Here is a 19,975-nt window from a genome sequence, read left to right on the forward strand (position 1 = left end):
GTCCGCATCCAAACAAGCCACGGCTAACAAGGTAAAAGCCCAATAACCAGCGCCGAAAAACCGAAAACAAACCGCGAGAAACGAATCAGGAACCGCCATCTTCGCATCCAATATGCCGCCCACCACGACCATCCTGCTGGCCTCCGTACTCAAACCGCTCGACGATACCCGGATGCTGGGCAAGTTTGGGCGCACGCTGGCCGGGCGGCCCGGCATCCAGGTGCACGTAGCCGGACGGACCGCTCCCCTCCCGCCCGATTTGCCCGCCAACCTGCACGTGCACGAACTGCTACGGGGCACAAGGCTGAGCTTTGACCGGCTCCAAGCGCAGTGGCGCTACTGGCAGTTGCTGCAGCGGCAGCAACCGGCGGTGGTGTTTGTGCACGCCCCAGAGCTACTGCCTGCCACCGTACTCTGGCAATTTCGCCACCCGAGGTGCCGCTTCGTGTACGATGTGCGGGAGAATTACGCCCTCAACATTGAAACCCAGGCTGTGTACCCCGCCTGGACCCGGGGCCTGCTGGCCCACTTGGTGCGCGCCCTCGAAACCCTGGCCGCTAGCCGGGCCGCTGCCGTGGTACTGGCCGAGCGCAGCTATGCCCAGGAGCTGCCCTTCGCAACTAAAGCAGCCAGCGCGCCCGAAGAACCGCTGGTCTCTGCCCGCCTCGAACACCCCAGCAACACTACTTCCTTCACCCAAAAACCAGAATCCAAAAACCAAAAACCAACGATTATCCTCGAAAACAAACACCAGCCTTATGACGCCGTGCCGCCTGCCTACCCGCGCCAACTGCCCCCAATTACGGAGCAATTGCGGCTGGTGTACTCGGGCACTATTTCGGCGCTGAACGGGGTATGGGAGGCCATTCGGTTTACGGAGCACCTGCGCCCTAGCTGGCCAGGGGGCGTGCAACTTACCATCATCGGGTTCTGCCAGCAGCCGGAGCTATTGGCGCGGCTACGGGCGGCCGTAGCGGCTTCGCAGGGAGCCATAGTGCTGGTCGGTGGGGCCGAGCCGGTGCCCCACGCCCGGGTGGTGGCCGAGCTGCGGGCCAGCCATCTGGGCCTACTTCCCTACCGGCCGCACCTGAGCACGGCCCGTTGTGTGCCCACCAAGCTATTCGAGTATTTGGCCGAAGCGTTGCCGCTGGTGCTGCCGCCTAATCCGCTCTGGCAACCGCTGGCCGAGGCCGCCGGCGCGGGGCTGGTGTTTGATTTTCTGCAGGACAACTACCCGCCCGCAACCAGCCTCGTAGCGGCCCTGCAGGCCGCTATTTATTATCCGCAGGGGCCGCCAGCCACCGCTTTCTGGCACTCGGAAGCGGAAATACTGCTGCGCTTACTGGATTCTATCAGGTAACTCCCGACCTTAGCCGCCCGTTTACGGGAACGGGTTCCGTTTTTTTCTACCTTCGGCCTAGCTCTTTTGGCTTTCTTCCTGGTCTGTCCCGCAAAATCCCCCTGATGAACAACTCTCTCCGCTCTTCCGAAATTGCTGGCGTTGGCCATTACGTGCCCGAGCGCGTGGTTACGAATGCCGACCTCATCACCCTGATGGACACCACCGACGAGTGGATTCAGGAACGCACCGGTATTAAAGAGCGGCGCTGGTTTACGGAGGGCACCGACACCACGGCCAATATGGGCGCCAACGCGGCCCGCAAGGCCCTTGAGATGGCCGGCCTGCAGCCCGACGACGTGCAAATGATTGTGTTTGCCACCCTTTCGCCCGATTATTTCTTCCCCGGCTCGGGCGTGCTGCTCCAGCGCGAACTGGGCATCAAGGCTCCGATTCCGGCCTTCGACGTGCGCAATCAGTGCTCGGGCTTCGTGTACGCACTGAGCATGGCCGACCAGTTCATCAAGACCGGCATGTACGACAACGTGCTGGTGGTGGGCTCCGAGATTCACTCCTCGGGTCTCGATATCAGCACCCGCGGCCGGGCCGTGTCAGTTATTTTTGGTGATGGCGCCGGGGCCGTGGTATTGCGCCCCTGCACCCGCGAAGGCCACGGCATCCTCAGCACGCATTTGCACGCCCAAGGCGAGCACGCCGAGGAGCTGATTGTGAAGGAGCCCAGCTCGAACCGCCAAGACCGAACCGCGTTTATCCAGAACCTGGAAAACGAGGTGGAGCTCTACCCCATCATGAACGGCCAGAACGTGTTCAAGCACGCCGTGGTGCGCTTCCCGCAGGTTATCAAGGAGGCCCTCGATCAGAACGGCTTCGAGTCGAAAGATATCGATATGCTGATTCCGCACCAGGCCAACCTGCGCATCACCCAGTACGTGCAGCACAAAATGGGCCTGCCCGACGAGAAGGTATTCAGCAACATCCAGCGCTACGGCAATACCACCGCCGCCTCCGTGCCCATTGCCCTAAGCGAAGCCGTGCAGGAAGGCCGCATTAAGCGCGGCGACCTGGTCTGCCTGGCCGCCTTCGGCTCCGGCTTCACCTGGGCCTCGGCACTGATTAAGTGGTAGGTTATTTTAGTTAGAAATGGAGGAGTAGGAACTGGGGTGGCTAGCAGAACAATGTGTTCGGCCAGTTACCCCAATTCCTACTCCTTTGCTTTTAATTCTTAATTCAAGCAAATGCCCAGCTTCACCGAGGAAAACTACCTGAAGGCCGTTTATAAGCTGTCGGAGGCCCAGCCGGGCACCGAAGTCAGCACCAACAGCGTAGCCGAGGAGTTGCAGACCCGTCCGGCTTCGGTGACGGATATGCTGCGCCGCCTGGGCGAGAAAGGCCTGCTCCACTACACCCGCTACCGGGGTGTTACGCTCACGACCGAGGGGCGGCGGCTGGCCCTGCTCACCATCCGCAAGCACCGGCTTTGGGAGGTATTTCTGGTCGAGCATTTTGGCTTCAACTGGGATGAGGTGCACGAGGTGGCCGAGCAGATGGAGCACATCGACTCCGACCTGCTGGTACGCCGCCTCGACGAGTTTCTGGGTTTCCCCCAACTCGACCCCCACGGCGACCCCATTCCGACGGCCGAGGGCATCCTGCACCGCCCCCAGCACCGCCTGCTTGCTGACCTGCGCCCCGGCGACCAGGGCCGCGTGGTAGCCGTCAAGAACACCTCCGCCCCCTTCCTGCAATACCTCGACAAAGTCGGTGTTAACCTTGGCACCCACATTGAAGTATTGGATAAGATTCTGTTCGACAACTCGCTTGAAATCAGAATAAACAAAGAAAATAAGCAGCTGATGTCGGCAGAGGTAAGCCGCAACCTGATGCTGACGGACTGAGGCCGGGAGCACCCATTCGGGCGTGGGCAAGCTCCGACTTCCTGGGCGCCGTACCTTTGCGGCTCAACTAACTTCTCCAGCCGCCGTGGCCGCCGACCTGCCTCTCTCCCTCTCCGATACTATCGTCGCCCTTTCCACCCCGCCCGGAGCCGGGGCCATTGCGCTGGTGCGCCTCTCTGGCCCCCAGGCCATTGCCCTCACCGACGCAGTATTTGCCGGTAAGCGCCTGGCCGACCAGCCCGGCCACACCCTGCACTATGGCACGCTGCGCGATGGCGAACGGGTGCTCGATGAGGTAGTGGTGTCGCTGTTCCGGGGGCCGCACTCCTATACCCGCGAAGACGTGGTAGAAATCAGCACCCACGGCTCCGACTACATCGTGCAGGAAGTGCTGGCGCTGTTGTTGCGGCACGGGGCCCGGCTGGCCGAAGCGGGCGAGTTCACCAAGCGGGCCTTTTTGCACGGCGCCTTCGACCTGGCCCAGGCCGAGGCGGTGGCCGACCTGATTGCCGCCGATTCGGCCCTGAGCCACCAGGTGGCCCTGCGCCAGATGCGGGGCGGCTTCTCGCGGGAGCTGAAAGAGCTACGCGGCCAGTTGGTGCATTTCGCGGCGTTGCTGGAGCTGGAGCTCGACTTCGGGGAAGAGGACGTGGAGTTTGCCGACCGCACCGGACTGGTGCGCCTGCTCCAGGAAGTGCAGGCCCTGGTACGCCGCTTGCTGCGTTCCTTCGAGTTGGGCAACGTTATCAAGAACGGTGTGACCACCGTTATTGCTGGCCGCCCCAACGCCGGCAAAAGCACGCTGCTCAATGCCCTGCTCAACGAAGACCGGGCCATCGTCTCGGACGTGCCCGGCACTACACGCGACCTGATTGAGGACGAGGTGAGCATCGAGGGTATCCGCTTCCGGTTCGTTGACACGGCCGGCCTGCGCGACACCACCGACGTGGTGGAGGCCCTTGGCGTGGAGCGCACCCGTCAACGGGTTCAGCAAGCTGCATTAGTCGTATATCTGTTTGATATGACGACTACTTCACCCGCCGAGCTTCAAGCAGAGATTAAAGCATTGCTCCTGCCCGCCGGGGTGAGAGTGCTGGCCGTGGGCAACAAGCTTGATGTAGCTTCCGAGGATGAGTTGGCTGCCTTCAGCAACCGCCCCGACACCGTGCTGATAGCCGCCTCGCGGGGCGACGGCCTCAATGAACTCCAGCAAGCCTTGCTGGCCCGCGTCCGCGTCGACGGCCTCGAACATACCGGGGCCAGCACCATCGTCACAAACCTACGCCACGCCCGCAGCCTCGAAGTAGCCAGCCGCCACCTCGATGCCGTGCTGGTGGGCCTGAGCACCGGCGGCGGCACCGAACTGCTGGCCGCCGACCTACGCCACGCCCTGAATGCCCTGGGGCAGATAACGGGCGAAATCAGTAACGACGACCTGCTCACCAGCATCTTTACCCAGTTCTGCATTGGCAAATAGCTGTATGGTGCCGTAGCGCGAAGCGCCAGCTTCGCGTACCGCAGAACGAACACGCTCAGCAGTCAGCAGCAATACACGAAGCTGAAACTTCGCGCTACGGCGCTGATTCAGCGGTGCTGCTCATACAAAGTGGCCGGCACGGCTGCCAATAGCTGCTCCCGGGCCTCGGCCATTAGTGGTGGACATTCGGCCAGACGCAACGCCTCACTTAGCTGCGCCTCGGTGCGGATGCCGAGCACGGCGGCCGTAACGCCAGGCGTGTCGAGTACAAACCGAACAGCCACTTCGGCAGGCGTCCGGCCGAGCTCGGCGGCTACGGTGGTTACGGCCGCAGCCACACGGGCCACTTCCGCAGTTGAGTGGCCGAGGTAGTCGCCGGCTGGTTTACCGGATAGCCGGCCTTGGGCCAAGGCCCCGCGGGCCAGTACGCCCACCCCATTATCCTGCAACAGCTCCAGCACTGCCTCGCGGGGGCGCTGATCGAGCAGGCTAAGTTGGAGCATCACGCTGGTTAGCCTGCTCGGGCTGGAAACATACCGGCGGATGACGTTGGGCCGGATGGACGAGATACCGTAGTGACGGATTTTGCCCTGCTCACGCAGGAGTTCAAAGGCCTCCAGCACCTCATCGTGGTCATCATCGAGAGTACCACCGTGGAGTTGGTATAGGTCGATGTAGTCGGTTTGCAGGCGGCGCAGGCTGGCTTCGGCGGCTTGCAGGATGTAGGCCTTCGACGGGTTCCAGTCCCAGCCCTGACCATCGGGTCGCCACTGGTTGCCCACTTTGGTGGCCAGCACCACCTGGGCTCGGCAGTTGCGGAAAGCGGCGCAGAACAGCGCTTCGTTGCGGCCGTGGTCGTAGAGGTCGGCCGTATCGAAGAGGGTGATGCCTGCGGCTTGGGCGCGGGCCAGCAGGCGCGGGCTGGCAGCAGCAACCGGGTCGAGCGACATGCCACCGAAGCCCACGCGGCTCACCACCAAATCGGTAGTGCCCAAGGGAAGATATTCCATAAGCAGCAAGAAAATGAATTGTTTGGAGAGGTAAATGATAGAAAGAAAGCGGAAATACACAGCTAATTCACGCAAAAAAGCCTCCTTCATGCCGTACTTGTCGGCTCGGCGGCGTTTCTTTGTGCATGGCCGGTAGCCAGACAACGGTTCCGGTCGAATTGTACTATAGCTAGCAAGCTCTCACCGGGTTTCCGGCTTGCCGCTTAATTCTTTAATTTCGCCCTGTACCCCCACTCTTCAACCTACGCTTTATGGCAGAATCTGCTGAACTAACGCTCAACGGCAAATCGTACACGCTCCCCGTTATCGAAGGCACTGAGCAAGAAAAGGCTTTCGACATCAGCAAGCTCCGCGACCAGACGGGTTACGTAACGCTCGACCCCGGTTACAAGAACACCGGCGCCTGCAAAAGCGCTATTACTTTTCTCGACGGCGAAGAAGGTATCCTGCGTTACCGCGGCTACCCGATTGAGCAGTTGGCCGAAAACTCCACCTTCATCGAAGTGGCCTACCTGCTGATTTACGGCAAGCTGCCCACCCAAGACGAGCTCGACACCTTCAGCGGGAAAATCACGCAGCACACGCTGGTGCACGAGGATGTGCGCAAGATTTTCGACGGCTTCCCGTCGGCGGCCCACCCAATGGCCATCCTCAGCTCCCTAATCTGCTCGCTTACCGCTTTCTATCCCGAAAGCGTGTCGCCCGACCTGAGCAAAGAGGAAACCGACCTGAATGTGATTCGGTTGATGGCCAAGATTTCGACCATCGCGGCCTGGACCTATAAGAACAACATGGGTCACCCGCTCAACTATCCGCGCAACGACCTCGATTACTGCTCCAATTTCCTCTACATGATGTTCAGCTTCCCCACGGAGAAGTACGAAATCAACCCCGTAGTAATGAAGGCGCTAAACAAGCTGCTCATTCTGCACGCCGACCACGAGCAGAACTGCTCGACCTCGACGGTACGCTTGGTGGGCTCGGCCAACGCCTCGCTCTACGGCTCGGTTTCGGCCGGCATCAACGCCCTGTGGGGTCCGCTGCACGGCGGGGCCAACCAGGAAGTGGTGGAGATGCTCGAAAGCATTGAGCGCGACGGTGGCGACACCCAGAAGTGGATCGACAAGGCCAAGGACAAGGACGATTCGTTCCGTCTGATGGGCTTCGGTCACCGGGTGTACAAGAACTTCGACCCCCGCGCCACCATTATCAAGAAGGCCGCCGACGACGTATTGAAGGCGTTGGGCCTCGAAGCCAGCCCCCTGCTCAAGATTGCCAAGGAACTGGAGCAAGCCGCCCTCACCGACGACTACTTCGTGCAGCGCAAGCTTTACCCAAACGTCGACTTTTACTCGGGTATTATTTACAAAGCCATTGGCATCCCAACCGAGATGTTCACGGTGATGTTCGCCCTGGGCCGTCTGCCCGGCTGGATTGCTCAGTGGAAGGAGATGCGCGAGAACAAGGAGCCAATCGGCCGCCCCCGCCAGATTTACGTGGGCGAAACCGAGCGAGACTACGTGTCTATTACGCAGCGTTCCTAACGGCCGCTACCTACTAAGTACCCGAACACAAAAAAGCCGCATATGCGGGCTTTTTTGTGTTCGGGTACTACTGTAACCATAAGCTGCTAAGTGTTTAATAATCAGCGGATGTTAGCAGCTGTAAACTCTGATTTCAAGCCGTCGTAAACGGCTAGTTGCTTAGGTTGCAGCACGGCGGCCACGTCCCATTCGTAGCGCATCTGGACGTCGGCCAGGGCGCGGTCGAGGCTGGCGGGGTCGGCCTTGAACTCCTTACGTAGTTCGGCAGTTTCAGTGAGCAACGATACATTGAGGCGGCGCAGCTTGATGTACTGGCCCTCGCTGAGCTGGGTGCGCTCAGCAATGCGCCAGGTCATGGCTGTGGCCCGCTCAGCAATGCTAGTTCCTCCGTCGCTGGGGGTGGCCTGGGCGACAATTCCGCCCATTACGAATGCGGCGAAAGCCAAGCAAGCGAATACGTTTTTCATAACGGTGAGGTTTAGGTGGGAAAAATGGACTGGTGCAGAGCAGGCCGGAAGCCTATTCTGAAGGTACACATTTAATATGATATAAACAATATTATATTTAAGGAAACTGATTACGGGCAGCCCACCCGGCGCCACGCTCTGCGAGGCAGCACCGGGCAGGGCCAGCGGTGCTAGTTGACCGGTGTACCCAAGGCCGTCATGCTGGCCCGGTGCTGATTGAACAGGGAAAGCTGCGCCGGCCGGAGCATATCGAGCAGGGCCATTTCGTAGTGCAGCTGCGAGTCGGACAGGCGCTGGTCGAGGATGGACTGGTCGGCGGCGAAGCGTGTCTTCAGGTCCTCCTGGTCGGCTAGCATACGTAGGTTGAGCTGCTTGAGGCGCAGGTACTGGCCTTCATCGAGCCGGATTTTGTCGGCAATGGCGCGGGTAAGAGCCGTGGCACGGGCCGTCAGGCTGGTGGTTGGGTTGTCGGTGCGAGGACCCGCCAGTACGGCGCTCTGTACACCCGCTAGCAGGCAGACGAAAAGGGTAACTTTCTTCATGATGAGGAAGTGGGAAAAGTGGAAGAAATAATGAAGACTGACTTACGGCCGGCTGCAATTGGTGCTGAGCACTCCTTGGATCGGCTGATTCCCGGTAACTGACTGTTATCTGGGAATAGTCAAATGTATAGCAAATAATTAAACTATGAAATGTTTTTTTATCACTATTCTAATCAATAACTTTTATCACCAAAACTTATAACTCTCAGTATCAGACCTTTGATTGTACTATTAAAAAGAAAAACTCCAATCAAAAAAAGTGCAATTACTAGCGTAATTGTCCTCTTCTCGATTGGAGTTTCACTGACTTGAGAGCCGCAAGCGTCGTTTGAAGCGTTCGGATGGTACTATAGAATCCGCAACTCGATGCGGCGGTTTTGCTGGCGGTGCTCCTCGGAATCGTTGGGCATTAGCGGGCGCGACTCGCCGTAACCTTTGTAACGCAGGCGGGTAGCTGGTAGGCCCTGCCCAACTAAGTACGTATACACCGACTTGGCCCGGTTCTGCGACAGCACCATATTGTCGTCATCAGAACCCACATCGTCGGTGTGGCCCGATACCTCCACCTGTATTTCGGGATATTGTTTCATGAAAGCCACCAACCGGTTGAGCTCGGTGCGCGACTTGGGCTGAAGTGCGTACTGGTTCACGTCGAAGAACAGGTTGTTGAGCACGATGCTGCGGCCGGCCCGCACGGGGTCGAGGTAGAGGTCGAGGGTAAGCGGATCGAAGCTGCGGCGGCTGCTGTAGTCGAAGCTTAGGCTACGCATCAGGTATTTGTTGGCGGCGGCGTACATAGCGTATTGCCGGCCCTCGTTGAGCACAACTGTGTATTCGCCGGTTTCGGCATCGGAGCCCACGTACTGTACCAGTTCGTTGGTATTGAGGTCGTAAAGCTGCACGTCGGCAGCAATGGGCTTTTTAGTCACGGCATCGAACACCCGGCCCTGGGTGTAGGTGCTGGTTTCGCGGGCCTGCACGGCTTTGGGCACCTCGAAGCCGAAAAGCTCCACCGGCCGGTCGCGCTCCTGCTTCACGCCCGGCACGGCGGCCCGCGAGCGTGAGCAAAAGCCCCGGCGGTTGTCGGAGCTGATAAACAGGGAGGCCTCATTTTCGAAGGTATTGAGCGGGTAGCCCAGGTTGCGGGGTGCTTCCCACTTGCCATCGGCCGCCAGCTCGCAACGGTACACGTCTAGCCCGCCCATGCCCACCAGCCCATCGGTGACGTAGTAGAGCGTGCTACCGCTGGCGTGGATGAAGGGGGCCATGTCTTTGCCGGCCGTATTCACGGGCGTACCCAGGTTGCGGGCGGACGTCCAGTTGCCCTGCTCGTCGAGGGTCGTCACGTAGATATCTTCCTGGCCCTGACCGCCGCGCCGGGTACTGGTGAAGTAGAGCGTGCGCCCATCGGCCGAGAGCGTGGGCTGAGAGTCCCACTCGGTCGAGTTTACGTTGCGGCCCAGGTTCACGGGTTTGCTCCAGTTGTTGCCGGTGCGCCGCGAAATATACAGGTCGCAGTTGCCCACCGAGTTGGGCCGGTCGCAGGAGGCAAATACCAGCGTCTTGCCGTCGCCGGAAATAGCCCCCGCCCCTTCGTTGTAGGACGTATTGATGGCAGGCGAGATGGAGGCCGGGGCGCCCATCGTACCATCGGGATTCTGGCGGCTCACAAACAGGTCTTCGCCGCTGGCTGAGGTGGGCCGGCCGTGAAGAGCAGAAAGCGGCTGTCGGCGGTGAGGGCCGGAAAGTACTGGAACAGGAACGTGTTGAGCGGGTCGGGCAGGCGTTCGGGCTCGGGGCCGGTGGGCGCGGCCATGGCCTTGGCCGCAAAAGCGCAATTGAGCAGCTGCCGTTGCGCCCGCGGAATGTTGCGCTGGCTCTTGGCAGCCGTTTTCAGGTATTTCTGGTAATTATCGGTGGCCGTAGCATAGTCGCCGAAGCTAATGGCCAACTCGCCCAGCGTGAAATAGTCGTTGGCATGGGAAGCATCGACGGGCAGCTTGGGCAGGCCCGTGCGGTAGGCCTCGAAAGCTGCCTGGCTCTCGCCCATGGCCCGCAGCAGCGACCCTTTAAACAGGTAAGGCTCCCCCAACGAAGGAAACTTCTCATTGAGTTGCCCCAGCGTTTCGATGGCCTTATTGAAGTCCCGGGCCTTGGCCTGGCCCTGCGCCTTCTCCCACAGGTTGCGGGCCTTGGTGTTAGTGGTATTCAGGCGGGCCTGGCCAGCGGCCGATTCGGGCAACAGCCCCCCAGCAGTCAGCAGTACTACCAGTGGCACGAGAAGCGAACGACGCATAAGCAAGTAGGAAAAGGGCGCTAGGGAATATCGAGGTACTTATGGGTCTGGAGCGACACCTGCCAGCGCGGGTGGTCCTTCACGTAATCCACAATGAGCGGCGTCATGGCCGAAGCCTTGCTCCATTCGGGCTGCAGGTACAGGCGGCAGTTGGGGCCGACCAGCGCAGCGTGCTCTTCAGCCCAGGCAAAGTCGCTTTTGTTGAAGACGATGATTTTGAGCTCGTGGGCCACCGCCAGCACCGTCGGCAGCGGGGCCTTGAACTTCTTGGGCGATACGCAAATCCAGTTCCAATTTCCGCTGAGCGGGTAGGCACCGCTGGTTTCGATCCAGGTCTGACAGCCCGCAGCCTGCAGAGCGGCCGTGAGCGGCCCCAGCTCGTGCATAAGCGGCTCGCCCCCGGTAACCACCACATTGCGGCCGGGGTGGGCTGTAACGGCCGCTACCAGGTCCGGCAGGGTGTGGCGCGGATGCGCATCAATGGGCCAGGACTCTTTCACATCGCACCACACGCAGCCCACGTCGCAGCCGCCGAGGCGGATGAAGTAGGCGGCGCGGCCGGTGTTGTAGCCCTCGCCCTGAATGGTATAGAACTGCTCCATAACGGGCAGCGAGGCAGCGGCGGCCGGCTCAGCCGGGGCGGCGGCCGACATAACGGGAAGTTCGTGCAGCAAAACGGGTGGTATTCTCAGAAAAAGCAAGTCGGACCGCCGGGTAGTCCAATTGCCACGGCAATTAGCTCCTTTCCCGGCGGACCGACATTAAAAGTACCACACGGCCCCGGATTCTGAAAGCCGAAGCCGGTTTTAATTGGATTTTGGGTGGCCCCTTCTTGCCTCAGTTCTCAGGAATTCTTACTTGGGTATACTTCCCCCTTCGCGGCCCGCAAGGTGTTGAGTAACAGCATGGCGATGGTCATGGGCCCCACGCCGCCGGGTACGGGCGTGATGTAGGACGTGAGCGGGGCCACTTCGGCAAAGTTCACGTCGCCTTTCAGCGCCCAGCCCGATTTCTTGGTCGCGTCCTCTACCCGGGTCGTACCCACGTCGATAACCACCGCGCCGGGTTTCACCATATCGGCCGTCACGAACTCAGGGCGGCCCAGGGCAGCCACCAGAATATCGGCGGCACGGGTAATCTCGGCCAGGTTTTGGGTGCGGGAGTGGCATAAAGTAACCGTGCAGTTACCGGGCTCCAAGTTTTTGGCCAGCAAGATACTAACCGGCGTACCCACAATGTTTGAGCGGCCGATAACTACGCAGTGCTTGCCGTCGGTGGGCAGTTCGTAGCGGCGCAGCAGCTCCACGATGCCCGAGGGCGTAGCGGGCAATAGGGCCGGCAGACCGGCCACCATGCGGCCAATGTTCATCGGGTGAAAACCGTCGACGTCCTTCTCGGGCCGCACCGCCTCAATCACCTTGTTGGTATCGATGTGGCGGGGCAGCGGCAGTTGCACAATGAAGCCATCGATGGCCGGATCCTCATTCAACTCGGCCACCTTGGCCAGCAGTTCGGCTTCCGTGATGGTATCCTCGTAGCGCAGCAGGGTGCTTTCGAATCCTACCCGTTCGCAGGCCAGCACTTTGTTGCGCACATAGGTTTCCGAACCCCCATCGTGGCCCACCAGAATAGCAGCTAAGTGAGGCGTTTTATGACCGGCAGCTTTCCGCTCGGTCACCTCGGTGGCAATCTCTTCTTTGATGGCCTCGGCGGTTTGCTTGCCGTCGATGAGGCGGTAGGTCGTGGCGTCGGGGGCAGTGGTCATATTACGAAAGGGTTAAGGTGTCGGGAGAAAGCGGCAATAGTCAGTTGTAAATTCAGGAATATATATCTTGGCAGCTCATTCATTCGCCACCACTTCTTAACACCGCATGAACTATTATTTACAAGTTCTCAAAGACAAGTACGCCCAGTTTACCGGCCGGGCCCGTCGGGCCGAGTATTGGTATTTCTTCTTATTCAATATCATAGTCTCTATGATATTGGGCTTTATAGACGGGGCCATCTTCGGTCGTCAGATTATTAGCACGATCTATTCGCTGGCCGTAATCGTACCTGGCATTGCCCTTGCCATCCGTCGGATGCATGATGTGGGCAAAAGCGGCTGGTTTGTGCTGATTCCCATCTACAACCTTATTCTTGCTTGCACAGAAGGTGATAATGGACCTAACGAATACGGTCCGGACCCCAAAGGTGCAGTAAACGAAACGGCTGTTACGCCCTTTGCCTAATCACTCTCCGTAATCCAGCATCCATCAGCAATAAAGGCCGGCTTTCCCAGGGGAAGCCGGCCTTTACTGCTTCCTGAATAAGGATGCGGGTACTGCTTAGTTGGTTTGCGTGTCGTTGTCATTGCCCTCAACCGCAACGGATGCTTCGTGGGCCGCAATAGCTTCAGCACCGGCTTCAAGCAGCGCCTTTTCCATCGTGGGCCAATCGTCCCGCCAGCGGAACTTGCGCTCCTGGCCCTTGCGGATTTTCTCTAGCTGGTCGTGGCTGCGACAATTCTTAACGAGGTGGTTGGACATGATTTGGGGGTTAGCAACACACGCCCGGTTAAGAAGTGCATCAAATGGAAAAACGAAGAAGGGGCGCACACAAAAACGCGCCTGTCAACGGCAAGTTTTAGTCGTCAGTCAAGCTTAAGAACGGCCAGGAAGGCCTCCTGTGGAATTTCAACGGAGCCAACCTGACGCATGCGCTTCTTGCCTTCCTTCTGCTTTTCGAGCAGCTTGCGCTTGCGGCTGATGTCGCCGCCGTAGCACTTGGCAATTACGTTTTTGCGCAGGGCTTTCACCGTTTCGCGGGATATAATTTTCTGGCCAATGCTGGCCTGGATGGCAATTTCGAACTGTTGGCGGGGCAGCAACTCGCGCAGCTTTTCGCAGAGGCGGCGGCCCCACTCGTAGCTCTTGCTCCGGTGCACAATGGCCGACAGCGCATCGACCTTCTCGCCGTTGAGCATGATGTCGAGCTTGACCATGTCTGACTCGCGGAAGCCGATCAGCTCGTAATCGAGCGAGGCGTAACCGCGGCTGATGGTTTTGAGCTTGTCGAAGAAGTCGAACACGATTTCCGAAAGCGGCAGTTCGAAGGTCATCTCCACCCGCTCGGAAGTCAGGTAGCTCTGGCCTTTGATGACGCCGCGCTTGTCCATGCAGAGCGTGATGATGGGCCCTACGTAATCGGCAGCCGTGATGATCTGGGCCTTGATGAAGGGCTCCTCGATGTACTTGATCATGTTCGGCTCCGGCATTTCGCTCGGGGCGTTGATGGTCAGCAGCTGGTCTTTGGTGCCGGTGGCGTGGAACTGCACGCTGGGCACAGTGGTAATCACCGTCATGTTGAACTCGCGCTCCAGGCGCTCCTGCACGATTTCCATGTGCAGCATGCCCAGGAAGCCGCAGCGGAAACCGAAGCCCAGGGCCACCGACGTTTCGGGCTCCCAGACCAGCGAGGCGTCGTTGAGCTGAAGCTTCTCCATGCACGAGCGCAACTCCTCGTACTCGGTGGTATCGACGGGGTAGATGCCGGCGAAAACCATCGGCTTCACATCGGCAAAGCCCTTGATGGCATCCTTGGTGGGGTTGGCGACGTGGGTAATGGTATCGCCCACTTTCACTTCGCGGGCTTCCTTGATGCCCGAGATGAGGTAGCCTACGTTGCCGGCCGCCATTTCCTGGCGGGGTTCCTGGTTGAGGCCCAAAATGCCGATTTCGTCGGCGCCGTACTCCTTGCCGGTGGCCATGAAGCGAAGCTTGTCGCCCTTGCGCATGGTGCCGTTCTTGATGCGGAACAGCACCTCGATACCGCGGTAGGAATTGAAGACCGAGTCGAAAATCAGGGCCTGGAGCGGTGCTTCAGGGTCGCCTTTGGGAGCCGGCACCCGCTCGATGATGGCGTTGAGAATGCCTTCGATGCCGAGGCCGGTTTTGCCGGAGGCGTGCAGGATGTCTTCGTACTCGCAGCCGATGAGGTCCACGATTTCGTCGCTCACCTCCTCGGGCATGGCATGGGGCAGGTCGATTTTATTGAGGACGGGGATGATTTCCAGGTCGGCCCCGATGGCGAGGTAGAGGTTGGAAATCGTCTGGGCCTCAATGCCCTGCGAGGCGTCGACGATGAGCAGTGCGCCTTCGCAGGCGGCAATGCTACGGCTTACTTCGTAGCTAAAGTCGACGTGGCCGGGCGTGTCGATCAGGTTGAGCGTGTAGATTTCCCCTTTGTAGGGAAACTGCATCTGGATGGCGTGGCTCTTGATGGTGATGCCGCGCTCCCGCTCCAAGTCCATGTTGTCGAGCAGCTGGGCCTGCATGTCGCGCTTAGCCACCGTGCTCGTGAATTCGAGCAGGCGGTCGGCGAGCGTGCTTTTGCCGTGGTCGATGTGGGCAATGATGCAGAAATTGCGGATGTTCTTCACAGAGGGCAGTTTTTTCTAGCTTCAAAGGTACGCAACGCCGCCGGGATATGCTACGGCGACGCAGTAGCTCGGCGGTAGAGAGCGGCGAAATTCAACCAAAAAGCTCGCCAGACCTAGCTCAGTTTGCGTTATTAGGGCGGTATGCGCCTGGCAAAGCTTCAAGCTAGCCAACCAACTTCACCGCTCCTCCCCCTGCTCCATATGTCCCAAACCACTCCGCTCGAAGACTACGGCCTGATTGGCAACCTGCACACCGTAGCCCTGGTATCGAAGGCCGGTTCGCTCGATTATCTACCCTTTACCCGCTTCGATTCGCCCACCATTTTCGCGGCCTTACTCGATGCGGAGAAGGGCGGCGCCTGGTCCATCCAACCTGCCGGGGCCGAGGGCGAGGTGCGCACCAAGCAGCTCTACCTGCCCAACACGGGCGTGCTGCTGACGCGGTTTTTGTTGGAAGGCGGCCTGGCCGAGCTCACCGATTTCATGCCCGTTAAGCGCCACGAGCAGAACTGCGCTGTGGTCCGCAGCCTGCGCGTAATTAAGGGCACCCTCACCTTTCAGCTGCACTGCGCCCCCCGCTTCGATTACGCCCGCGCCCCTCACCGCGTGGAAACCCAGGCCGATGGCAGCCTGCTGTTCCGGGGGCTCGAAACGGCGGATGCCCACCTGCAGTTCCGGCTCCTGAGCAGCCACCCGCTGGAGGTCACCCCCGACGGCGACGCGGTGGGCAGCTGGACCCTGCACGCGGGCGAAACAGCCAGCTTCGTGATTGAGGCCACACCCGTCGATGACCCCGATTTTATTGCCCGCGACCTGAACCACTACACCGAAGGCGCCTTTGCCGATACGCTCAGCTTCTGGCGCGAGTGGGTGGAAAGCAGCACTTACACCGGCCGCTGGCGCGAAATAATGATGCGCTCGGCCATCACGCTCAAGCTGCTCACCTCCCTCAAACACGGCTCGACGGTGGCCGCCGCCACCTTCGGGCTACCCGAGGCCGTGGGTGGCTCCCGCAACTGGGATTACCGCTTTACCTGGGTGCGCGACGCGGCCTTCACGATGTATGCCTTCCTGCGCCTGGGTTTTACGGGCGAATCGAAGGCGTTTCTGCACTGGATTATGGCCCGGTGCGAGCAGCTGGCCGATGCCGCCGACCTCCAGCTCATGTACCGCGTCGATGGCTCGCCCGATTTGCCTGAGCAGGAGCTGGAGCACCTGAGTGGCTACCGCGACTCGCGGCCCGTGCGCATCGGCAACGGCGCGGCCCAGCAGTTCCAGCTCGATATTTACGGAGAGCTGCTCGACACCATTTATCTCTATAATAAGTACGGCGGGGCCATCACCTACGCCTTCTGGCAGCAGATCTGCCGGCTCGTGGACTTCGTGGCCGAGAACTGGCAGCGGCCCGACCATGGCATCTGGGAAGTGCGCGACCAGGAACAGCACTTTCTCTCGGCCAAGATGATGTGCTGGGTGGCCCTGGACCGTGCCATCAGCATTGCCGAGGACCGCTCCTTCCCGGCCCCGCTGGCCGACTGGCACCGGGTGCGTAACGAGATTTACGAGGAGGTGTACAATAACTTTTGGAGCGAGGAAAAGCAGGCATTCGTGCAGTATAAAGGCGGTGAGGTGCTCGATTCTATTGCCCTACTCCTACCCCTGATCCGGATGTTCAGCCCGGCCGAACCACGCTGGCAGTCCACGATGCGGGCCATCGAGCAGGAGCTGGTTATCGACTCGCTGGTGTTTCGCTACCACCTCGACGGCGGGGCAACCGACGGGCTTACCGGCCAGGAAGGCACGTTTACCATGTGCTCGTTCTGGTACATTGAGAACCTGTCGCGGGCCGGCGACCTGGACAAGGCCCGGCTGCTGTTCGAGAAGGTGCTCGGTTTCGCTAGTCCGCTGGGTTTGTACTCGGAGCAGATTGGCCCCCATGGTGCCCAAATCGGCAATTATCCGCAGGCCTTTACCCACCTGGCCCTCATCAGCGCCGCCTTCCAGCTCAACCGCGACCTCGATGCCCGCCACCACCGCGGCGACAACCGAGGGCACGAGTTCGTGTAGCTGCCGCAACGGCTCCGCAGACTTAACCGGCCCGCCACCTGCCCGCGACTAGCCCGGTCTGCCACGGCGGGACCTTGGGCTAGCACCCAACAACTCGTATCTAACCTATTTTCGTCTTTCGACTTATACCTGCGTACAATCTCACTCACCAAACCCGTTCTCATGAGCTCTATCAACCTCCAACAAGCCCAGCAGATTATCGAAGCCGCCCGCCAGAAGTCGCAGGAAATGGGCGTAAAAATGAACATTGCCGTGGTGGATGCCGGAGCCAACCTCGTGGCGTTTGCCCGCATGGATGGCGCCTGGCTCGGTTCGCTCGACATCTCCATCAAGAAGGCCAAAACGGCCCGCTTCTTCGACATGCCTACCGGTGCTATCGGCGGCCTCTCGCAGCCCGGCGGCTCACTCTTCGGCATCGAGCACTCCAACGGTGGCCTCATTACGTTCCCCGGTGGCATCCCACTTAAGCATGGCGATGAAATCGTGGGGGCCATTGGCGTGTCGGGCGACTCGGTGGAGAACGACCACACGGTGGCCGAAGCCGGCATGAAGGCGCTGAAGTAGCTGGTTGCGGCCGGCTCGCGTTAGCGCCGCCGCAAACCTTATGGCGCCAACCGACCTTTTATTAGAACACCAAACGGCGGTCTTCCTCTATTGCGAAGGCTGCGTTTGGCGTCTTACACCTTATCTACCACTCCCAAAACCCACTAGTATGGCTAACAACAGAGGCGTAGTTTACCTGGAACCCGGCAAAGTAGCCGTTCAGGATATCGACTTTCCGGAGCTAAAAAACCCGAAAGGCAAAAAGATAACCCACGGCGTAGTACTGAAAGTTATATCGACCAATATCTGCGGCTCCGACCAGCACATGGTACGCGGCCGTACCACGGCCCCCGCCGGCCTGATTCTGGGCCACGAAATAACCGGCGAGGTGATTGAGATAGGCACCGACGTGGAGTTCCTTAAGAAGGGCGACCTGGTTTCGGTTCCCTTTAACGTGGCATGCGGCCGCTGCCGCACCTGCAAGGAAATGAAAACCGGCATCTGCCTGAACGTGAACGACGGCCGCGCCGGGGGCGCCTATGGTTACGTGGACATGGGCGGCTGGATTGGTGGCCAAGCCGAGTACGTAATGGTGCCCTACGCTGATTTTAACCTGCTCCGGTTCCCGAACAAAGACCAGGCGATGGAGAAAATCCGGGACCTGACCATGCTGAGCGACATTTTCCCGACGGGTTTCCACGGGGCGGTGAAGGCTGGCGTGGGCCCGGGCACGACCGTGTACGTTGCCGGCGCCGGGCCGGTGGGGCTGGCCGCGGCGGCTTCGGCCCAGCTGCTGGGTGCCGCCGTGGTAATCGTGGGCGACATGAACAAGGCCCGCCTCGCGCACGCCCGCTCGTTCGGCTGCGAAACCGTCGACCTGACGCTCGACGCGACCCTGACCGAGCAGATAACCCAGATTCTGGGCGTGCCGGAAATCGACTGCGCCATTGACTGCGTGGGCTTCGAGGCCAGCGGTCATGGCTCCGACTCTAAAAAGGAAGTACCGGCGGCAGTGCTCAACTCGCTCATGGAAATAACCCGCGCCGGTGGTTCTATCGGCATTCCCGGCCTCTACGTAACCGAAGACCCGGGCGCCAAGGACAAGGCCGCCCAGAAAGGCAACCTCTCGATCCGCTTCGGCTTGGGATGGGCCAAAAGCCACTCGTTCCATACCGGCCAGACGCCCGTGATGAGCTACAACCGCCAGCTCATGCAGGCTATTCTCTACGACAAGGTGCAGATTGCCAAGGCCGTGAACGTGGAAGTCATCAGCCTCGACGACGCGCCCCGCGGCTACGAGGAATTCGACAGCGGCGTGGCCAAGAAGTTCGTCATTAACCCCCACAACCTGATTCCAGACGTGAAGGCCAAGGCCAAAGCAAAGAAGCCGGTGGAGGCGTAACTGATGCAATTGCTCTTATGGAAATGCCCCGGCCGAAACGCCGGGGCATTTTTTTGTGTCTTTAGAGTTCACAGAGAGGAGCCGCAAGTCTGTAGCGCGAAGCTGGAGCTTCGCGCTACAGACTTGCGGCTCCTGTATTGCTTCAGCAGCCTCTTCTGCAGCCATAGCCGCTGTTATCGTTCGTTTATTGCCCGCATGTATCCCGCCCGTAGAACAATTAGCAGATAGAAGAACAGCAGCGCAACGGGAACTGTCAGGTGGTCTCCGTCGATGATAATCGCAACGGTGTAGAGTCCAGTAAACATAAGTGGCAAGAATACCACCGCATCGACCAGCATGGCAGGCCACGAGCTGTATTTGGGTTTCTCAAACAGTAACGCAGGCAACTGGGCGGGCCATACAGCCAGCAGAAATAACGCATTGCTGGCGAGCCAGCCTCCAAACAAGGCTATCTGCCCATACATCAGTGGAATGGCAGTGGTATCGGCCATGGGCCGAAAGTCGCCGCGCAGGCTCCGGTAATAATAGTACCAGTAAAGGGAGGCAAACAACAAAGCCCAGCCGGCGTTCAGCCAGATAACAAACGCACTTTTACCAACGGTTTTTAGCCGCCGGAAACGTGCCCAGGTTTGTACCCGGTTGGCGCGTAGAAACAACAGAATCGTGAGGCTGCTGATAGCTACGCCAGAGCCGACATCGAGCCAGGAGTTGCGGCTGGTGCGCCAAGCTTCTTCGGTTGCGTAGTAGGCTTTCCGGGCTTCTGCTGCATTACCTGAACTGTACTCCGGCTGTAGGGCGTACAAGTTATTGGCACTCTTGCCGGGTATGAAGGCCGGCATAGAGGACCCAATCAACCAAGCAAGTAACCCAAGTAATATCAGTATCAGGAATACAACCTGCAAATTCCGGGTCATTCGTTTCGGCATGGCGTAAAACTACCGTGTTTGAGTAA

At 59.6% G+C, this 19,975-nt stretch carries 19 protein-coding genes; 9 read left to right on the forward strand and 10 right to left on the reverse strand.

Annotated elements, in window-relative coordinates; genetic code table 11:
* The first annotated feature begins 112 nt into the window (after window positions 1-112).
* The 4 genes from CDA63_RS11050 (at window position 113) to mnmE (ending at window position 4,732) form a co-directional block, all read left to right on the forward strand.
* Window positions 113-1,360, forward strand: coding sequence for a glycosyltransferase family protein (locus CDA63_RS11050; RefSeq protein ID WP_088464514.1), 1,248 nt, complete (start codon window positions 113-115; stop codon window positions 1,358-1,360).
* A gap of 104 nt (window positions 1,361-1,464) precedes the next feature.
* A complete protein-coding gene (locus tag CDA63_RS11055) occupies window positions 1,465-2,484 on the forward strand; it encodes a 3-oxoacyl-ACP synthase III family protein (protein ID WP_088464515.1) in 1,020 nt (339 codons plus the stop codon).
* 111 nt (window positions 2,485-2,595) lie between these two features.
* Window positions 2,596-3,255, forward strand: a complete 660-nt coding sequence (locus CDA63_RS11060) for a metal-dependent transcriptional regulator (RefSeq protein ID WP_088464516.1) — start codon at window positions 2,596-2,598, stop codon at window positions 3,253-3,255.
* Window positions 3,256-3,340: 85 nt separating this feature from the next.
* Window positions 3,341-4,732, forward strand: a complete 1,392-nt coding sequence (gene mnmE, locus CDA63_RS11065) for a tRNA uridine-5-carboxymethylaminomethyl(34) synthesis GTPase MnmE (RefSeq protein ID WP_088464517.1) — start codon at window positions 3,341-3,343, stop codon at window positions 4,730-4,732.
* Window positions 4,733-4,839: 107 nt separating this feature from the next.
* Here mnmE and CDA63_RS11070 read toward each other — a convergent pair whose 3' ends face one another.
* On the reverse strand, window positions 4,840-5,742 hold the full coding sequence (locus tag CDA63_RS11070; RefSeq protein WP_088464544.1) for an aldo/keto reductase: 903 nt from the start codon (window positions 5,740-5,742) through the stop codon (window positions 4,840-4,842).
* 251 nt (window positions 5,743-5,993) lie between these two features.
* On the opposite strand from CDA63_RS11070, the gene CDA63_RS11075 reads away from it, so the two are divergent.
* Window positions 5,994-7,286, forward strand: coding sequence for a citrate synthase (locus CDA63_RS11075; protein WP_088464518.1), 1,293 nt, complete (start codon window positions 5,994-5,996; stop codon window positions 7,284-7,286).
* Between the two features lie 101 nt (window positions 7,287-7,387).
* Here the strand turns inward: CDA63_RS11075 and CDA63_RS11080 are convergent, their stop codons facing one another.
* The 6 genes from CDA63_RS11080 to CDA63_RS11100 form a co-directional block, all read right to left on the reverse strand.
* The gene (locus tag CDA63_RS11080) at window positions 7,388-7,753 is read right to left on the reverse strand and encodes a hypothetical protein (protein ID WP_088464519.1); all 366 of its coding nucleotides are present in this window, start codon (window positions 7,751-7,753) and stop codon (window positions 7,388-7,390) included.
* 170 nt (window positions 7,754-7,923) lie between these two features.
* Window positions 7,924-8,295, reverse strand: coding sequence for a hypothetical protein (locus tag CDA63_RS11085; RefSeq protein WP_088464520.1), 372 nt, complete (start codon window positions 8,293-8,295; stop codon window positions 7,924-7,926).
* Between the two features lie 347 nt (window positions 8,296-8,642).
* A complete protein-coding gene (locus CDA63_RS11090) occupies window positions 8,643-9,965 on the reverse strand; it encodes an OmpA family protein (protein ID WP_242434647.1) in 1,323 nt (440 codons plus the stop codon).
* A complete protein-coding gene (locus CDA63_RS21365; protein WP_242434648.1) occupies window positions 9,962-10,591 on the reverse strand; it encodes a tetratricopeptide repeat protein in 630 nt (209 codons plus the stop codon). The genes CDA63_RS11090 and CDA63_RS21365 overlap by 4 nt, the downstream gene beginning before the upstream one ends.
* Before the next feature lie 20 nt (window positions 10,592-10,611).
* Complete coding sequence (locus CDA63_RS11095) at window positions 10,612-11,244, reverse strand: 7-carboxy-7-deazaguanine synthase QueE (RefSeq protein ID WP_088464521.1); 633 nt, start codon at window positions 11,242-11,244, stop codon at window positions 10,612-10,614.
* Between the two features lie 191 nt (window positions 11,245-11,435).
* A complete protein-coding gene (locus tag CDA63_RS11100; RefSeq protein ID WP_088464522.1) occupies window positions 11,436-12,356 on the reverse strand; it encodes a bifunctional 5,10-methylenetetrahydrofolate dehydrogenase/5,10-methenyltetrahydrofolate cyclohydrolase in 921 nt (306 codons plus the stop codon).
* Between the two features lie 106 nt (window positions 12,357-12,462).
* Between CDA63_RS11100 and CDA63_RS11105 the strand changes: the two genes are divergently transcribed.
* The gene (locus tag CDA63_RS11105; protein WP_088464523.1) at window positions 12,463-12,822 is read left to right on the forward strand and encodes a DUF805 domain-containing protein; all 360 of its coding nucleotides are present in this window, start codon (window positions 12,463-12,465) and stop codon (window positions 12,820-12,822) included.
* Between the two features lie 96 nt (window positions 12,823-12,918).
* Here the strand turns inward: CDA63_RS11105 and CDA63_RS11110 are convergent, their stop codons facing one another.
* Together CDA63_RS11110 and lepA are read right to left on the reverse strand one after the other, a co-directional pair.
* Window positions 12,919-13,119: a hypothetical protein gene (locus tag CDA63_RS11110; protein WP_088464524.1), complete on the reverse strand. Its 201-nt coding sequence runs from the start codon at window positions 13,117-13,119 to the stop codon at window positions 12,919-12,921.
* Between the two features lie 104 nt (window positions 13,120-13,223).
* The gene (gene lepA / locus CDA63_RS11115) at window positions 13,224-15,011 is read right to left on the reverse strand and encodes a translation elongation factor 4 (protein WP_088464525.1); all 1,788 of its coding nucleotides are present in this window, start codon (window positions 15,009-15,011) and stop codon (window positions 13,224-13,226) included.
* Between the two features lie 201 nt (window positions 15,012-15,212).
* On the opposite strand from lepA, the gene CDA63_RS11120 reads away from it, so the two are divergent.
* The 3 genes from CDA63_RS11120 (at window position 15,213) to fdhA (ending at window position 19,023) form a co-directional block, all read left to right on the forward strand.
* Window positions 15,213-17,078, forward strand: a complete 1,866-nt coding sequence (locus CDA63_RS11120; RefSeq protein ID WP_088464526.1) for a glycoside hydrolase family 15 protein — start codon at window positions 15,213-15,215, stop codon at window positions 17,076-17,078.
* A gap of 162 nt (window positions 17,079-17,240) precedes the next feature.
* Window positions 17,241-17,642 (forward strand): GlcG/HbpS family heme-binding protein, encoded by a 402-nt coding sequence (locus CDA63_RS11125; RefSeq protein WP_088464527.1) that lies wholly within the window; start codon window positions 17,241-17,243, stop codon window positions 17,640-17,642.
* A 148-nt stretch (window positions 17,643-17,790) separates the two neighbouring features.
* Complete coding sequence (fdhA, locus tag CDA63_RS11130; RefSeq protein ID WP_088464528.1) at window positions 17,791-19,023, forward strand: formaldehyde dehydrogenase, glutathione-independent; 1,233 nt, start codon at window positions 17,791-17,793, stop codon at window positions 19,021-19,023.
* Between the two features lie 173 nt (window positions 19,024-19,196).
* Here fdhA and CDA63_RS11135 read toward each other — a convergent pair whose 3' ends face one another.
* The gene (locus CDA63_RS11135) at window positions 19,197-19,949 is read right to left on the reverse strand and encodes a hypothetical protein (protein WP_126546823.1); all 753 of its coding nucleotides are present in this window, start codon (window positions 19,947-19,949) and stop codon (window positions 19,197-19,199) included.
* Between the last annotated feature and the right edge of the window lie 26 nt (window positions 19,950-19,975).

The sequence above is a fragment of the Hymenobacter amundsenii genome, assembly GCF_002204745.1.
GTDB lineage: Bacteria > Bacteroidota > Bacteroidia > Cytophagales > Hymenobacteraceae > Hymenobacter > Hymenobacter amundsenii.